Source organism: uncultured Planktomarina sp. (assembly GCA_943788425.1).
Lineage (GTDB): Bacteria > Pseudomonadota > Alphaproteobacteria > Rhodobacterales > Rhodobacteraceae > Planktomarina.
On the sequence record CALSQF010000001.1, the window covers coordinates 75,527 to 91,172 of the forward strand.

The following is a 15,646-nucleotide window of genomic DNA, read 5'->3' on the forward strand; positions in this document are numbered from 1 at the left end:
CTTCCGCTCAATTTAGATGAATTTTGAAGCGCTGGCGAATTTGAGCGTCCACCTCCGGCGGCAGGGCGGCCGGTGTTGGAGCCACAATCAAGGCCTCTTTTCTAACCACTGCCTGTTCGATCAGGTCAGGCCGGTTTTTTTCTTGCCACTCTTTGGGGGAATTGCGATCCGCCAAGATCGGATAGACATATTCAGTTTGCATCAAAGAAAGGGTTTGATCGGAGCCCAGATAATGGCCCGGCCCGCCCAAACAGGTAGCCCGCATGGTATCCAAACCCACTGTGTCTTCACTGACCTCAATGCCGCGCACGCAGCGCATGGCCTGACCTAACAAATCATCCGCCAAGATAAGGGATTCGTGACAAAAACCCAGAAGGGAGGCGTGCATGCCAGCGGCTTCGTAGACCATATTCAATCCGGTCAACCCGGCCATGACGTTCGACATGGCTTGCTCCCATCCTGCTTGCATATCGGGTAGTTTCGCATCCGCAATGCCGGCCGCCGCGCCGCCAGGCAGACCGTAGTATTGGTGCATCTGCGCACAGCCCGCAGTGAGGAGGGCCTGTTCACCAGATCCGCCGGACATGGCGCCAGTGCGCAGATCCGAGACGAAGGGCCAAGTCCCGAATATGACCGGATGGCCCGGCTTGATCGCGTTGACATAGACCAACCCCGCCAAACATTCAGCCACTGCCTGCACAATCGCACCGGCGATCGGCGCAGGGGCCGTGGCGCCTGCTTGCCCGGCACTGAGCAGCAGAACAGGCATGTCACCAGCGATACATTTCTCCATGACCTGGCAGCTCTCAGTGGCGAATTTCATGGGTGGTACCACGAAGCAATTGGAATTGGACACAAAGGGGCGCTCGCGCCATTTGTCCTCTCCGCCAGCAATCATATGCAGCATTTCCAAAGCATCGTCGACAAAATCGGGCTCTGTAAAGGAGGTGCCGATGTGTTTTTCCGTACCAGTGGCGCAAGCATATATCGTGTTGAGGTCCATTTCTCGATTGTCGAAAATATCGCGGCACACCATAGGTCTTTGCACGAAATGGATATTGTTCAAATGCTCCACAATGCGCGCAGCGTTGTGCAAATCCCGCACGGTCGATTCGCGATAACTGCGGGTTTGGACGTCAACCATATGCACAGCGGCCCCGGCGGTGCCGTAATGTACTTTCTTTTCGCCGAGGTGTAGATCGTATTTCGGGTTGCGCGCGTTCAGAGTGATTTCGCGATTGGCTTTAGCCAACATATCTTGGATCAAGGCACGCGGGTAACGCAATCGGCCATCCTCACCAAGAATAGCGCCAGCGCCAACCATGATATCAATGCCTGACTGTGGCGCGTCGGCCAGACCAATCTCTTCAAGGGCGATGAGCGCCGCCTCGTTGATGCGTTCCATATCCAACTGAGTGAGTGGTTTGTAAGTGCCGCCTTGCATACCGGGGCGGACGGGACGCATAGCATCGGTAAGGGGAGCCGCTCTGGCCGCTTTCCGCGCGGCCCGGCCACCAGCGCGGCGGTTTTGGGTATCTGTCATGGGGAAGTCCTAGGAGTGGGGTTGAGAGTAAAGAAGCAGGCCCGTTTAGAGCCACGGCCGCCCACGCGCCGCGCGTCCTCGGCTCGCCCCAATCGTGCGCACCGTGAGGGTGAAGACCCAGCCAACTGTGTTAAATCTCGAAATCATGCCTTAGAGTTAAAAACTCCAAACCGACAATCTTTTCCATTTGCGACTTATGGTTCAAAAACGACTTTTGTCTGCCCAATTTTAGTGGCAAATGCCACTAAAATTGTGAGGGCCTTGAAAAACTGGTCATCGTCGACGGTCATGGCCACGCGGATGTGACCGGCGGCGGCCTGACCAAAGCTCTCGCCCGGCATGACGGCAATTTGATGGGCATCAAGCAAAGCATGGGCGAAAGTCTCACCGCTTAGCCCGGTGGCGCGCATGTCTAGCATCAGATACATCGCGCCTGAGCAGGGCACAGCGCGCACGATATTTTGCTGCGCCAAGAGATCAAGGGCGATGAGCCGCCGCCGCCGGAAGGGTGCGGCCACTTCATCCTCTAACTCTTGGCCCTGGGCGAGTGCAAACTCTGCGGCATCTTGTATAAAGCCTGGAACCCCATAGGTAGTATGCGTGGCTAAATTGGTCAGATGTTCAATCACAGGCACCGGCCCGCAAATCCATCCGATCCGGCTTCCCGTCATGGCATGGCTCTTTGACATAGAACCAATTACTAAGCTGCGCTCTTGCATCCCCTCAAGACTTCGAGGGCTTATATGCGCGCCATGCCAGACTTGGGTATCATAGACCTCATCGGAGATGAGCCATAGGTTATGGGCGATACAGGTTTGCGCGATGGTCTCCCATGTGGCGCGGGCATAGACCACCCCAGTCGGATTGTTGGGCGAATTGACCAGCAGAGACCGCGCCCCCTTAGCTGCCGGCTCTAAATCGGCTGCGCGCGGCTGAAAGTCATGGGCCGGATCGCATCGGACCGCATGATCTATAGCGCCAGTTCCACGGATCGTGCCGGGGTAAGTGGCGTAATAGGGATCGCAATATAGCGCTATATCACCGGGGTTGAGCACGGCCATATGGGCGGCAAATAGGGCAGATTGGCCCCCGGGCGTGATCAAAATATTTTCCGCGCTCGTGGGAACGCCGCTCTGCGCCTCAATGCGGCGGGCCACGGCGTTGCGCAGTCCCTCAGTGCCCGGCACAGCTGCGTAGCCTGTATGCCCCTCCTTGGCGGACCGACCCATTGCTACCAAAATATTCATATGGGTGCGAATGTCATGCTCCCCGATGGTCAACTCAACAATCGGATGGCCCTGTTTTTTCAAAGCCCGCGCCTTGTAAAACACATCCCACCCATCGGATCCGTCGCCGGTCAGGGCGGTCATGCGCTGTGCTATTTCCATCCCACAATTTGGCCTGAAGCCGATAGATTCGTCAAATTGGTTTTGAGCAATTGAAAGACGGGGGGCACAACGATATAAACGCCCTATGATTTGGCGTTGTTGACCATACTATGACTGCCGCGGTGAAATGCGCCCTATTATGGCGTCCCACCACTTCTTTTCCATGCCTTCCGTAACTCTGGGACATGTACGATGATCCAAATCAAGCTGCACAATAGCAAAACCCGCCGCAAAGAGCTTTTGGTACCCTTAGATCCCAAGAATTTGCGCATGTATGTCTGCGGACCAACCGTCTATGATCGTGCACATTTGGGCAATGCCCGCGCGGTTGTTGTATTTGATAGCCTGTTTCGTTTGCTGCGGGAGATCTATGGCACTGACCATGTCACCTATGCGCGAAATTTTACCGATATTGACGATAAAATAAACGCGAAATCGGCTGAAACCGGGCGTGATATTGGGCAGATTACAGAAGAAACCATTGGCTGGTATTTGGAAGATATGGGGGCTTTAGCAGCGCTTGAACCCACGGTGATGCCGCGTGCCACCGATTACATCGCGCAAATGATCTCTATGTCTGAGGATCTCATCGCGAAGGGCCATGCCTATGCGGCCGAAGGACACCTGCTGTTTGATGTGAACAGTTGCCCCGAATATGGTGCGCTATCGGGGCGGAGCGTGGATGACATGATTGCGGGCGCAAGGGTGGAAGTGGCACCCTACAAGCGCGATCCTATGGATTTTGTTCTCTGGAAGCCTTCTGACGCGCAAACGCCGGGCTGGTCCAGTCCTTGGGGACGTGGACGCCCAGGCTGGCATATCGAATGTTCAGCGATGTCTTACGAGCTTTTTGGCCATAGTTTCGATATTCATGGCGGTGGCAATGATTTGCTGTTTCCTCATCATGAGAATGAGATCGCGCAAAGCTGCTGTGCCCATCCTGAGGGCAGTTTTGCGCAGATCTGGATGCACAACGAAATGTTGCAGGTCGAGGGTAAGAAAATGTCCAAATCCCTGGGCAATTTCTTCACTGTGCGCGATTTGCTCGACCAGGATATCCCTGGAGAGGTGATCCGCTTTGTTCTGCTGTCGACCCATTATGGCAAGCCGATGGATTGGACCCAAAAGAAGGCGGATGAGGCTTCCAACACTTTGCGCAAATGGCACGAGCTCGTGCAAGAGGCAGAGCCTGCGGGTCTGGATTGTGATGTTCTTGCCCATGTCGCCAACGATCTAAATACACCGGGGGCTTTGGCAAGGTTGCATGAATTGGCCAAAGGCCGCGATGTTACGGCACTTCTGGCAGCCGGTCAATTTTTGGGCCTGTTGGGCTCAGATGAGACTTGGTGGCGCCCCAAACAAGCCGGAGGTGGGGCGGCTTTACAGGTGGAGGCGCTGATCGAGGCTCGCAGGCAAGCCAAGGCCGCACGCGATTTCGCGGCGGCAGATTCGATCCGCGCACGGTTAAGCGCCGCGGGCGTCGAAGTCGTGGATAAGCCCGGTGGCCTGTCTGAGGCGGTGATCACTGAGGCCTTCAATCCGGATTTGCTCGAATGAGTCTGCAGGCTTGCGCCAATCTCGTTGCACGCGCGGATCTGGAACGCTTCTCCGCTGCCATGGCGGCCCCCATTGCGGCGCGTGCGGTGCTTTTACCGGTCTATGCCGCCTCCATTGAGGTGGCGCGGGCACCGTGGTTGACGCAGGAACCTATAATTGCAGAAATGCGCCTGCAATGGTGGCGTGACGTATTGGAAGAGATTGAGACGGGCCGGCCGCGCAAACATGAGGTTGTCGATGCTTTGGCGCCAGTCTTAGGGCCCAAGGGGGCCGCGGCGCTCGATGCGATGGTTTTGGCACGCCGTTGGGACATCTATAAAGAAGGTTTCAACACCGCGGCGGATGTGTTGGCCCATGTGCAGACGATCACATTGGGTCCCATGCTCGCGGCACTTGAGGCTTTGGATGATTTGCCCGAAGATCTCTCGGCGCTGCATGCGCATGCCACCCAGCTGGGGCTGGCGCGGTTTTTGCGCGGGGTTCCCGCGTTGATAGAGCACAAAACTCCAGTTTGGGCAGAGGATCAAAAGGTTCAAATCTACCGAGATCTCTGTATCCAAGCGCTCGATATGACGCGCGATTTTATCCGCTCACCAGCGTTGATCGAAACCGCTTATTGTCGCAGGACGTTAGAGTTCGTCCGAAAAAATCCGGGGGCCGTGGAGGTCGGGGCAATTCCGGAGTTTCGCATTGGCGCGGCACTGGCACGGGGGTGGCTCGCCTGGCGCTGCGGATAAAATCTGTTTAGACGCAGCGTTTCTGCGTCATGATCAGCCACAGCAAAGCCGAACCAGCCAATAAAAGAAACGGCACCATCGCGTAATTGACCGCGGCCCAACCCGTGACCACTGAGCCGCCGCTGCAGTTCATGAGCCCACCCGAGGCAATGGAGGCGATGGTCACGCAGCCAAAGACGATGGCATCATTCATACCCTGCACCCGACCTATTTCATGCGGGGCGTGGGAGCGAGTCAGCAGGGTGGTGGCGCCGATGAACCCGAAGTTCCAGCCCACCCCAAGGAGGATGAGCGCGACATAAAAATTTTCCAGCTCCATACCGCTCAGGCCGACAAGCCCAGCAGATCCTAAAATCAGCAGGCCGATGCCCATGATTTTTTCCACACCAAACCGGCTGATCAGATGGCCGGTAAAGAACGATGGGAGGAACATTGCGATCACATGGGCCGAGACAATATCATTGGCGTTGTTCTTGGTTAAACCACAGCCAACAACGGCCAAAGGCGTAGAGGTCATCACCAAATTCATTAAGGAATAGGCCACCATACCGCAGGCAATTGCGACCAAGATTGAAGGATCGCGCAGCAGCTGCATGCGGCTGCGCGGTCCGCGTGTCGCCTGGGTGTTGGGTGCTTTGGCGGTGCCATTGGGCAGGCGTAGTAGCAAAAACAGAAACATGCCCACCAAATTAAGTGCGATGATCGCCATGTAACTGCCGAGAAACGGAACGACGGACGCATCCTGTACCAATTTGTTCAGCTGCGGCCCGAATATGGCTGAGATCAATCCGCCAGCCATAACAAAGGAAATGGCCTTTGGGCGGAAGCTGTCAGAAGCGGTGTCGGTGGCGGCAAATCGATAAAATCCCTGCGCCGACATGTATATGCCCGAGATATAGGAGCCGAGAAGGAATATTGCAAAGGAGGCGACATAGAGTCCATAGGCTGACACCGCAGCCCCCAGCGCGCCGGCAATTGCTCCAATAAAAAATCCAGCTTTACGGCCATATTTCTGCATCAAAGACGAAAGCCAGGGTGCCGTGGTCATCGAGCCAAAGACGATCAGAGAAATCGGTAAGGTCGCGAAACAAGGGTTGCCTGTTAACATCCCACCCGCCAATCCGCCGACAACAAACATCATTGTCATTTGTCCGCCCAATATGGCTTGAGCTGCGACCAGAACCGCCACATTGCGTTTGGCCAGGCGGTCGTCGGGGAGGGTTTGTATCATGATTGACTTCCTTGAGACTCAATGGCCTGAAATGATATGAGCGAAAGAGCCGCAAGTGTGCCCAACGTGCAACCCCATTTCGCCCAAATCGGTGTGATCGGCATCTTTTGCGGCAAAAAGAGCTGGGCCAGCAGCCTTTAAGGTGCGGGTGTAGTGAAACTCATGGGCCATCAAGGGGCGGTTGAAATGGTCGCTCAAGGGTGTCAACTGACGGTAGCCCAAATGCAATTTGCGGTGTTGAAAACTGGTTTCCAAAGGCAAAAGCCCAAGCATTTCGTGGCGCTGCCCATTTGCATCGATCAATCCATTGCCCAAAACCATGTAGCCGCCACATTCGCCATAGATGGGTGTTCCAACTGCCGCATGATGCGCAAGCGATGCTTTAAACTGAGCCGCGCTGGCCAATTTTCCCGCATGAAGTTCCGGATAGCCGCCCGGCAGAAAAATATATTGCGCCGCTTTTGGCGCCGGCTCATCGGCCAGCGGTGAGAAGAAAGACAGCGTCGCCCCAGCGTCCCGCCAAGCTTTTAATTGGTGCGGATAGCAAAACGCAAAGGCGCGGTCCGAGGCAATGGCGATATGTTGCGCTGGCGGCTTGGGCAGGGGCGCGTGAGAGGTGCAGGCTGCACCGGTCAGTTTTGACAGCGCGGCCAAATCTAAACTGGGTTGCAGCGCGCCGGCAATGTGATCGATCCAATGCTCCAGCTGATCGATTTCACCAGCTTGAACCAAGCCCAGATGACGTTCTGGCAGCGCAAAACTCTCTGATCGCGTTAAATGACCAAAAATATTTATATTTTGCGCGCGCAAAGCCTGCGTCAGCATATCGAGGTGGCGTGCGCTTGCGACACGGTTGAGAATAACACCCGCTACGGTGACCCGCGGGTCAAAATCTCTGAACCCTGTTACCAGTGCGGCAATAGAATGGGCGGTTTTGGCGGCATCAACAACCAAAATCACTGGGATATCCAAAATGTGAGCCAAGTCTGCTGCGGAGCCTTTGCCCGCCCTGCCGGCGCCATCATACAACCCCATCGCAGCCTCTACCACCAGGCCGCCGGAACCGGCCAGGGCGCGGATCACATCCGCAGGCATAGCCCAGGCGTCTAGGTTCACGGAAGGGGTGCCCGCGGCTGCGGAATGAAAGCCAGGGTCGATGTAATCTGGGCCTGATTTTGCCGGCTGAAATTCAATCTGAGCCCGCTGCATAAGCCGCATAAGTGCCAGCGTTATTGTGGTTTTACCGGCGCCCGAACTTGGTGCGGCAACCATAAAGCGGCTCATGCGCTTTCCGCAGGGCGTCCACGATCCAAAGGATCTAGATTGCGCGGTGCTGCGCCAGACTCAAAAGATTGCCAATCCAAGACCTGCCGCATGAGAACCGAGCGCCCGATACAGATAATTGCGGGCGGCTCTATGCCAGCGGCCTTGGCGTCATCCACTGCTGTGCCGAGCGTGCTTTCGACGACATTTTGATGATCTAAGGTGGCGGAGGTGACAAAAGCCACAGGTTCGGACGGGCTGCGGCCCGACTCCATTAACTGTTGTGTAATTTGAGCGATATGTTTCATGCCCATATAGATCACGATTACTTGGCTTCCTTGGGCGATGGCGCGCCAGTCGAGGGATCCGGGCGTATCACCCGTTTGGTCGTGACCGGTCACAAATGTGACCGATTGGTTGACGTCTCGGTGGGTCACGGGAATTCCCGCATAGGCCAATCCGCCGATACCGGCCGATATGCCGGGAATAATACGGATGGGCACCCCATGCTGAACCAGCGTTTGTGCTTCCTCTCCGCCGCGGCCAAAGACAAAGGGATCACCGCCCTTGAGCCGCAGCACCCGTTTACCCGCGCGGGCCAGTTCCACCAAATGCAAAGAAATATCGCGTTGTTTGGCCGAAGGTTTGCCGCCCCGTTTGCCGGCATAAATCAATTCGGCAGTTCCGGCCCAGGATAAAATATCTTTACCCACCAAAGCATCATAGACGACAACATCGGCTTGGCGCAAAGCGTTGAGCCCATGCAAAGTCAGAAGGCCGGGATCGCCAGGTCCCGCACCACAAAGCCATACCCAGCCCGGGCGCAGCTCGGGCCATGCGTTTTTCGTAAGGGGAAGTGAATCGCTCATAGGTCTCTTTATGGCGAAAATTCTCTGGAGAGAATAGAGTGCAAGCGACACGCGCTTTGTGATTGGCGGCATGAATTGCCCTGCTATAGTGGCGCAATGGAGACCCGTGAATCCCCCCCTTTGCGTCGCGGTTGGACGACTGGCGCTTGTGCCACCGCTGCCGTGCGTGCTGGGCTATGCGCGCTATGGGGCGGCGAGCAATTGGACGAGGTGCAGATTACCCTGCCAAAAGGCGAGACACCGGTTTTCAAAATCGCGCATCGCGAGGTGACGGCGGAGTGGGTGGAAATTGGCATTACCAAGGATGCCGGTGACGATCCGGACGTCACCCACGGCGCCTTAATAATTGGGCGCGTTGCGCGCTCCTCGGGCGGTGTGAACTTTCATGCCGGCGATGGGGTCGGCACGATCACTAAGGCAGGGCTCCCGATTGCGGTAGGAGAGCCTGCGATCAATCCCGTGCCGCGACAAATGATGCAGGCTCAGGTTGAGGATTTGGCGCTCCGCTTCGGGCAGCCGCCCAATGTCGACATCACCATTCGTATCCCCGGGGGCAAGGCTCTGGCCTTGAAAACCTGGAACCCCAGATTGGGCATTGTTGATGGTCTGTCGGTGCTGGGCACAACGGGGATCGTGCGGCCATTTTCTTGCGCCGCCTGGATCGCCTCCATTCACCGCGGCATTGATGTCGCTCGGGCTTGCGGAGCGCCGCATGTGGCCGGCTGCACGGGGGCAACCTCTGAGCGCGCCGTGCAGGCACTGCATGGCTTGCCCGACACTTCGATGCTTGATATGGGAGATTTTGCCGGCGGGTTGATGAAGTATTTGCGGCGCCACCCGGTTGTGCGGCTGACCATTGGCGGCGGCATTGGCAAAATGACGAAATTGGCGCAAGGCGCACGCGATTTACATTCCGCCCGATCTCAGGTGGATTTCACAGCCCTGGCGCAGGCACTTGAGCAACCAGAGCTTGCAAAGGCGAATACGGCACTTGAGGCCTATGAACTGGCCGGTCCAGATATGGCCCAATGGGTGGCGATCTCTGCCTTGGCCAATTGCCAACTCATTTTACAGGGTGCCGATATAAAAGTGGATTGCGTGGTTATCGATCGCTCAGGTCGGATATTGGCGCAGTCATGACGGTGTTAATACTGGCAGGGACGGGCGATGCCCGGCAATTGGCGCAATTTTGCGCAGATCACTCGATTGCCGCCTGTGCCAGCTTGGCCGGGGCAACGCGTCGGCCGAAACCATTGGCCGTGCCCACGTATCATGGTGGGTTTGGTGGCGGTGAAGACTTTCGTACTTTTTTGCGGCGTCACGAGATTCGCGCGGTTTTGGATGCCACCCATCCCTTCGCCCGTCACATCACCCAGCGCAGCTATGACATCACCAGCGAGATTGGTCTGCCCTATGTGCGGTTTGAACGGCCGGCATGGCAGCCTGGACCGGGCGATCAGTGGATCTCTTTGCGCGATGAAACAGAGGCTGCGCCGCATATTTCGCCGGGTGCAGTGGTGTTTCTTGCCACGGGACGGCAAACCCTGCCAAAGTTCGCCAATCTTGCCCATGCGCAGTTGATTTGCCGGCAAATTGATCCGCCTCAGGGCGCCTTTCCCTGGCCCAATGGCGACTATTTAATCGGACGACCACCATTTTCCGTTGCAGATGAAGAAGCCTTATTTCGCCGGCTGAATGTCGATGTGCTTGTGGTCAAGAATTCCGGCGGTGCTGCCAGTCGCACGAAATTGGATGCGGCGCGGGCTTTGCGATTGAAAGTGTTGATGATTGAACGCCCACCCTGCACGGCCAGTCCATATCTGGCAGAGCGATCAATGGCTCAGGCTTGGTTGACGCAATGGGCATTGTAACGATTTCCAGCCTGGAGGACATTGATCGCGCGGTGGCCCAGCTCGACATCCCTGAATTCCAAGCAATTCATGAAACATGCAGCCCCATTCCCTTGCGGCGCAAACCACCCGGTTTTGCCAGCTTGCTTCAAGCCATCGTAGGTCAACAAGTCTCGGTGGCCTCTGCGGTGGCGATTTGGGAACGCATTCAGGCGGCTGGCCTAAGCTGTGAGACCGCATTGGGGCAGGCCAGTAAGGTGCAGTTGGCGGCTTGGGCTTGTCTCGCCCCAAAATTCGCTATGCGAAGGCGCTAGCTCTGAGCGGGCTTGATTATGAGCGCTTAGCGGTTTTTCCCGACGCGGAGGTCGTGTCGCGTCTGACCGCCATTACAGGTATTGGGCGTTGGACCGCGGAGGTTTATGCATTGCAAGCCCTGGGTCGGGCGGATGTCTTCCCACATGGGGATTTGGCCCTGCAAGAGGCGGCAAGACAGGTGTTTCATTTGCCCGCGCGCCCTAGCGAGACTGAAATGCGCACCTTGGCTGAAAATTGGGCGCCGTTTAGAGCCGTTGCAGCGCGCCTGCTATGGGCCTATTACAAACATCACAAATCACGGGAGGGGATAGGATGACACGGGTTTTGAAATCAATGAGTCACTTGCCGCAGGATCAAGACGGCGATGTCACCTCGGCAGTTATTTTTTTACATGGCTATGGGGCGAATGGTGCCGATCTGGTCGGTCTGGCGGAGGTTTTGGCTGACCATATGCCGGGCACATTGTTTCTTGCGCCCGATGCTCCAGAGACAACGGTTATGGCGCCGATGGGTCTGCAATGGTTTCCGATCCCTTGGATTGATGGATCTTCAGAAGAGGATTCCGCCAATGGCCTGCGCGCGGCGTCAGAGGATTTAAATGCCTATCTGGATGGGGTTATGGTGGACTATGATCTCCTCCCAGAACAAGTGATCATTTTTGGGTTTTCGCAAGGCACGATGATGGCGCTCCATGTGGCGCCGCGCCGCGAGGATCCGGTGGCTGGGGTTGTGGCCTTTTCGGGCCGATTGCTGCAGTCGGAGGCATTGCAAGATGACGTGCAATCCAAGATGCCGATCCTTTTGGTGCATGGCGATGATGATGAGGTTGTGCCAATCGACGCATTGCCCCATGCAGCCGAATCTTTGGAGGCTGCGGGTTTCAAAGAGGTTTATGCCCATATTATGAAAGGCACGGGCCATGGCATCGGTCCGGATGGGCTGCAGGTGGCTTTGGCCTTTATGCGCAAACAGCTTGGCATGGAATGATAGGGATATACCAGATACAGGGGTTGTCTGGTCAATTTCCCAAGATATAGTGCTTCTATACAGAGAGTGGGACGCCATCTATGACTGGAGACTTTAGAACGCAATTTGTCAAAGAAGCAGCCACGCCGGCGCAGCGGCCAGCTTTAGTGCTGAACGCGGATTATCGCCCTTTGTCCTATTACCCGCTGTCGCTTTGGAGCTGGCAAGATGCCGTCAAAGCCGCTTGGCTTGATCGGGTGCAAATTGTGGCTGAATATGACGATATTGTGCGCTCACCCACCACCGAAATTCGTATTCCGTCGGTCGTTGTGCTGCGCGATTATGTCAAACCGCAAAGCACAGTGGCCTTTACACGTTTTAATTTATTTCTGCGCGATGAGTTTTCTTGCCAATATTGCGGCGCGCGCGGGGATTTGACCTTTGATCATGTGGTGCCGCGTACACGCGGGGGGCGCACCAGTTGGGAAAATGTGGTCGCGGCCTGCTCGAAGTGTAACTTAAGAAAAGGATCCCGCAGTCTGAAGCAATCGGGCCTCAATCTGCGCAAACCGATCCGAAAACCACAGGCTGAAGAGCTGCGCAATCTCGGGCGAAAGTTCCCACCGGGTCATCTGCATGAAAGCTGGGTTGATTTTCTGTATTGGGATGCCGAGCTTGAGGCCTAGGCGGAGCAGCTGGCACCACCGAGCACACAAAATTTTGCACAATGCGGGTGGTTGAGCGCGACGTCTTGTTCGGCCTCTTGCAGGGTGGTGCCCAATTCAAATTCCGGCGCATAGGCCAAAAGTGTGCAGGCCAAAACTGCGGGGCGCGCTGCGCCCTTGCGTTTGACCACCATACGCGAAGAGGCGCACATTAAACTGTCGGGATCTTTGTTCAAAATTCCCCAGCAGGCTGTGGTGATCTCTGGCACTTTGGCACGTTCGTCCAGCTCAGGAAACAATACGGTGGCCCCAGGGTTAAAAGCGTCAATATCATATCCGTTTTGCTGGAAAACTGCGCCGTAGCCCGCGCGGCTGGCAGCTTCGCTATCGCCCCAGACGGTGCGCCCAGCGACATGCATGCGGATGCCGACATCGCGCAGCCAGTTCATGCCCTGGAGTGTTTTGTCATAGGCGCCCTTGCCGCGCTCCGTGTCATGGTTGGCGCGATCAAAGTGATCGAGCGAGATCCGCAGCGTCAGCTTACCGGGGTAGGCGGTATTGAGATGTATAAGCCCCTGTTTAACCTGTTTGCGCATCATCGGTAGCATAGCATTGGTTAAGATAAGGACCTCGTAGCCGGCCGCGAGGCTGCATTCCGCGATATCAATCATTTCCGGATTCATGAAGGGTTCACCACCAGTGAAAGCGATCTCGCGCACGGGCCAGTTTTGGCTGATCAATTGTTGCAGATAATCTCTCACCTCATCGGCAGTGATATAGACCAACGCATCATTGGTGGGGCTGCTTTCGATATAACAATTGACGCATTCAATATTGCAAAGAGTACCAGTGTTAAACCACAAGGTCTCAGGGTGGGTCAGGGCCACCCGCGCTCGCGCCTCACCTTTTGCGGTCACATTCGGGTCGGAGAATTCTTCGAGATGGGACATAGGTTTGCGCTCCTTGAGATCATATGCGGCACCGCCTGTGACCCCTATAATACGGCGTGACACAGAAAAAAAGCATTGATGAAACATGCTGACAGAGAATTGATCGTGCCCTATAAGGTGGACAGGGGTCGCGCGCCGTTGTAATGCACCGTTAGCGCAAACATTTCAGAGGATTTGTCCATGGTCTCCAGAGTAATTCCCGTTGATCCTTTTGATCTTGTCATTTTTGGTGGCACGGGTGATTTGGCCCGCCGAAAAATACTGCCCGGGTTGTTTCGCAGGTTTTGCGCCGGTCAAATGCCGGCTGATGCGCGCATCATAGGCGCGGCGCGCGGGGATATCGGCCAGCATGGCTATCAAGACTTGATCCGCAGTGCCATCAATGAATTCGGTGCGCCCTCCGCTGAGAGTCTTGAGTATCTTGACGCCTTCATTGCACAGTTGCACTACGTAGCGGTCGATATTCGCGGAGACGGTGGTTGGGATGAATTGTCAAAATTGATCCGAGAAGACCTGGTGAATGCCTATTATTTCTCCGTCGCTCCCAGCCTGTTTGGCGACATAGCGGCGAGTTTGAACTCATGGAAGATTGCCACGCCAGAAGCGCGCATTGTCGTTGAGAAGCCCTTTGGCCGCGACTTGCAAAGTGCCAAAGCTCTCAACAGCGTTTTGTCGCAGCAATTTGATGAAAGCCAAATTTACCGAATTGACCATTATTTAGGCAAAGAAACGGTACAAAATCTCATGGCCGTCCGCTTTGGCAATCTCTTGTTTGAACCCTTGTGGAACGCGCAGTATGTTGACCATATTCAGATCACTGTGGCCGAGACTGTCGGCGTCGGTGGGCGCGGTGCCTATTATGACAAATCGGGTGCGATGCGCGATATGGTGCAAAACCATTTGATGCAGCTGCTGTGCTTAATCGCGATGGAGCCGCCGTCTCATTTCGATCCTGATGCGGTGCGCGACGAAAAGCTCAAAGTGATCCGAAGCTTGGCACCTGTGGCCGCACATCACGTTGTGCGCGGTCAATATGATGCCACCACCTTAACCACCAGCTACCGCACCGATGCGGAAAACCCGCGCAGCTTTACGGAAAGCTATGTTGCCATAAAGGCCCATATCGAGAATTGGCGTTGGGCTGGGGTTCCGTTTTATCTTCGAACTGGAAAGAAGCTCAAGGCGCGCACCTCTGAAATCGCAATTATATTCAAAAAGTTGCCTCATTCGATTTTTGAGAAATCGGCAGATAAAAAACAAAACGTGCTGGCCATTCAGCTTCAACCTAATGAAGGAATGACGCTGGATGTCACCATAAAAGAGCCTGGTCCAGGCGGCATGCGTTTGGTCCACGTGCCCCTGGATATGACTTTTGCGGATGCTCTTGGCGATCATTCAGAAGACACGCCAGATGCTTATGAACGGTTGATCATGGATGTGATACGGGGTGACCAAACGCTGTTTATGCGCGGCGATGAGGTGGAGGCGGCCTGGAAATGGACTGATCCAATCATCGAAGCCTGGGAGACGCGCAATGATGTGCCCAAGCTTTATGACGTCGGCTCAGCTGGACCTGAAGACGCAATGTCTCTCATCCATCGGGACGGTCGACGTTGGCGCGAGGTGAAGTGATGCAGCTGACATCGTATGAATCTGCATCCGAAATGATGCAAAGCCTTTCGGTTCAAATCACATCACAGCTGTCCGCTGCGATTGCGCTGCGCGGACGGGCCTGTTTGGCTGTTCCTGGCGGCAGCACGCCGGGGCCGCTGTTTGATCTGCTCAGTCAAGCGGAGTTAGATTGGGCCAATGTGACAGTCATGTTGACAGATGAACGTTGGGTGCCATCAGACAGTGCGAGATCAAATACGGGATTGATAAAAAATCGGCTATTGGTCAATGCCGCAAGAGCAGCGCAATATATCCCGCTCTATGCGGAGGGCTTAGATCACGTCTTGGGTGCGCGGACACTTTCAAAGCAGGTGGCGCCGAATTTGCCGATAGAAGTGGTGGTTCTGGGAATGGGGGCGGATATGCATACAGCCTCGCTCTTTCCCGGAGCTCCAGAGTTGTCTTTCGCGCAAAATGAGCTGGCCGATGCGGTCATGCCTATGGTGCCGGTAGGATCTGATCTCGAGCCGCGCGTGACCTTGAGTGCCCGGGTGCTTGAGATGGCGCGTCAGATCCATGTTTTGATCTTGGGAGATGAGAAAAAAGCAGCTCTTGCGCAGGCGGAAACCCTGTCGCCTATTGAGGCACCAATTGCACAATTTTTACCCAATGCAACTGTGCATTGGAGCCCGGTTTAGGAC

At 55.6% G+C, this 15,646-nt stretch carries 16 protein-coding genes; 10 read left to right on the top strand and 6 right to left on the bottom strand.

Translation table 11 applies throughout. The annotated features are described in order from the left end of the window. Positions 1–7: 7 nt before the first annotated feature. Both ABLW18_RS00415 and ABLW18_RS00420 read right to left on the bottom strand, forming a co-directional pair. Positions 8–1,543, bottom strand: a complete 1,536-nt coding sequence (locus ABLW18_RS00415) for a trimethylamine methyltransferase family protein (protein ID WP_347822932.1) — start codon at positions 1,541–1,543, stop codon at positions 8–10. A 194-nt stretch (positions 1,544–1,737) separates the two neighbouring features. Next, positions 1,738–2,931 (bottom strand): pyridoxal phosphate-dependent aminotransferase, encoded by a 1,194-nt coding sequence (locus tag ABLW18_RS00420; protein ID WP_347822933.1) that lies wholly within the window; start codon positions 2,929–2,931, stop codon positions 1,738–1,740. Positions 2,932–3,123: 192 nt separating this feature from the next. On the opposite strand from ABLW18_RS00420, the gene cysS reads away from it, so the two are divergent. After that, a complete protein-coding gene (gene cysS, locus ABLW18_RS00425; protein WP_347822934.1) occupies positions 3,124–4,488 on the top strand; it encodes a cysteine--tRNA ligase in 1,365 nt (454 codons plus the stop codon). Beyond that, on the top strand, positions 4,485–5,225 hold the full coding sequence (locus ABLW18_RS00430; RefSeq protein WP_347822935.1) for a squalene/phytoene synthase family protein: 741 nt from the start codon (positions 4,485–4,487) through the stop codon (positions 5,223–5,225). The genes cysS and ABLW18_RS00430 overlap by 4 nt, the downstream gene beginning before the upstream one ends. A gap of 7 nt (positions 5,226–5,232) precedes the next feature. Here the strand turns inward: ABLW18_RS00430 and ABLW18_RS00435 are convergent, their stop codons facing one another. From ABLW18_RS00435 to cobA, 3 genes are read right to left on the bottom strand one after another with little or no spacing between them, the layout of a single operon-like run. Then, positions 5,233–6,456: an MFS transporter gene (locus tag ABLW18_RS00435; RefSeq protein ID WP_347822936.1), complete on the bottom strand. Its 1,224-nt coding sequence runs from the start codon at positions 6,454–6,456 to the stop codon at positions 5,233–5,235. Positions 6,457–6,474: 18 nt separating this feature from the next. Continuing rightward, positions 6,475–7,740, bottom strand: coding sequence for a cobyrinate a,c-diamide synthase (locus ABLW18_RS00440; RefSeq protein ID WP_347822937.1), 1,266 nt, complete (start codon positions 7,738–7,740; stop codon positions 6,475–6,477). Further along, positions 7,737–8,588: a uroporphyrinogen-III C-methyltransferase gene (gene cobA / locus ABLW18_RS00445; protein ID WP_347822938.1), complete on the bottom strand. Its 852-nt coding sequence runs from the start codon at positions 8,586–8,588 to the stop codon at positions 7,737–7,739. Before cobA ends, ABLW18_RS00440 begins: the two co-directional genes overlap by 4 nt. Positions 8,589–8,684: 96 nt before the next feature. Here cobA and ABLW18_RS00450 point away from each other — a divergent pair, with 96 nt between their 5' ends. The 6 genes from ABLW18_RS00450 (at position 8,685) to ABLW18_RS00475 (ending at position 12,405) form a co-directional block, all read left to right on the top strand. Further along, positions 8,685–9,728, top strand: a complete 1,044-nt coding sequence (locus ABLW18_RS00450) for a cobalt-precorrin-5B (C(1))-methyltransferase (protein ID WP_347822939.1) — start codon at positions 8,685–8,687, stop codon at positions 9,726–9,728. Beyond that, entirely contained in the window at positions 9,725–10,459 is a 735-nt protein-coding gene (locus ABLW18_RS00455; protein ID WP_347822940.1) for a cobalt-precorrin-6A reductase, read from the top strand. Before ABLW18_RS00450 ends, ABLW18_RS00455 begins: the two co-directional genes overlap by 4 nt. Next, a complete protein-coding gene (locus ABLW18_RS00460; RefSeq protein ID WP_347822941.1) occupies positions 10,447–10,752 on the top strand; it encodes a hypothetical protein in 306 nt (101 codons plus the stop codon). Before ABLW18_RS00455 ends, ABLW18_RS00460 begins: the two co-directional genes overlap by 13 nt. Continuing rightward, the gene (locus ABLW18_RS00465) at positions 10,716–11,069 is read left to right on the top strand and encodes a DNA-3-methyladenine glycosylase 2 family protein (protein WP_347822942.1); all 354 of its coding nucleotides are present in this window, start codon (positions 10,716–10,718) and stop codon (positions 11,067–11,069) included. The genes ABLW18_RS00460 and ABLW18_RS00465 overlap by 37 nt, the downstream gene beginning before the upstream one ends. Then, a complete protein-coding gene (locus ABLW18_RS00470; RefSeq protein ID WP_347822943.1) occupies positions 11,066–11,740 on the top strand; it encodes a dienelactone hydrolase family protein in 675 nt (224 codons plus the stop codon). The genes ABLW18_RS00465 and ABLW18_RS00470 overlap by 4 nt, the downstream gene beginning before the upstream one ends. An 80-nt stretch (positions 11,741–11,820) precedes the next feature. After that, entirely contained in the window at positions 11,821–12,405 is a 585-nt protein-coding gene (locus tag ABLW18_RS00475; RefSeq protein ID WP_347822944.1) for an HNH endonuclease, read from the top strand. Here the strand turns inward: ABLW18_RS00475 and ABLW18_RS00480 are convergent. Beyond that, positions 12,402–13,334 carry a radical SAM protein gene (locus ABLW18_RS00480; RefSeq protein WP_347822945.1) on the bottom strand — a complete coding sequence of 311 codons (933 nt, stop codon included), beginning with the start codon at positions 13,332–13,334 and terminating at the stop codon, positions 12,402–12,404. The two genes, ABLW18_RS00475 and ABLW18_RS00480, sit on opposite strands and share 4 nt — an antisense overlap. A gap of 180 nt (positions 13,335–13,514) precedes the next feature. On the opposite strand from ABLW18_RS00480, the gene zwf reads away from it, so the two are divergent. Together zwf and pgl are read left to right on the top strand one after the other, a co-directional pair. Further along, positions 13,515–14,966: a glucose-6-phosphate dehydrogenase gene (gene zwf, locus ABLW18_RS00485; RefSeq protein ID WP_347822946.1), complete on the top strand. Its 1,452-nt coding sequence runs from the start codon at positions 13,515–13,517 to the stop codon at positions 14,964–14,966. Continuing rightward, a complete protein-coding gene (pgl, locus tag ABLW18_RS00490) occupies positions 14,966–15,643 on the top strand; it encodes a 6-phosphogluconolactonase (RefSeq protein WP_347822947.1) in 678 nt (225 codons plus the stop codon). Before zwf ends, pgl begins: the two co-directional genes overlap by 1 nt. Positions 15,644–15,646 lie beyond the last annotated feature (3 nt).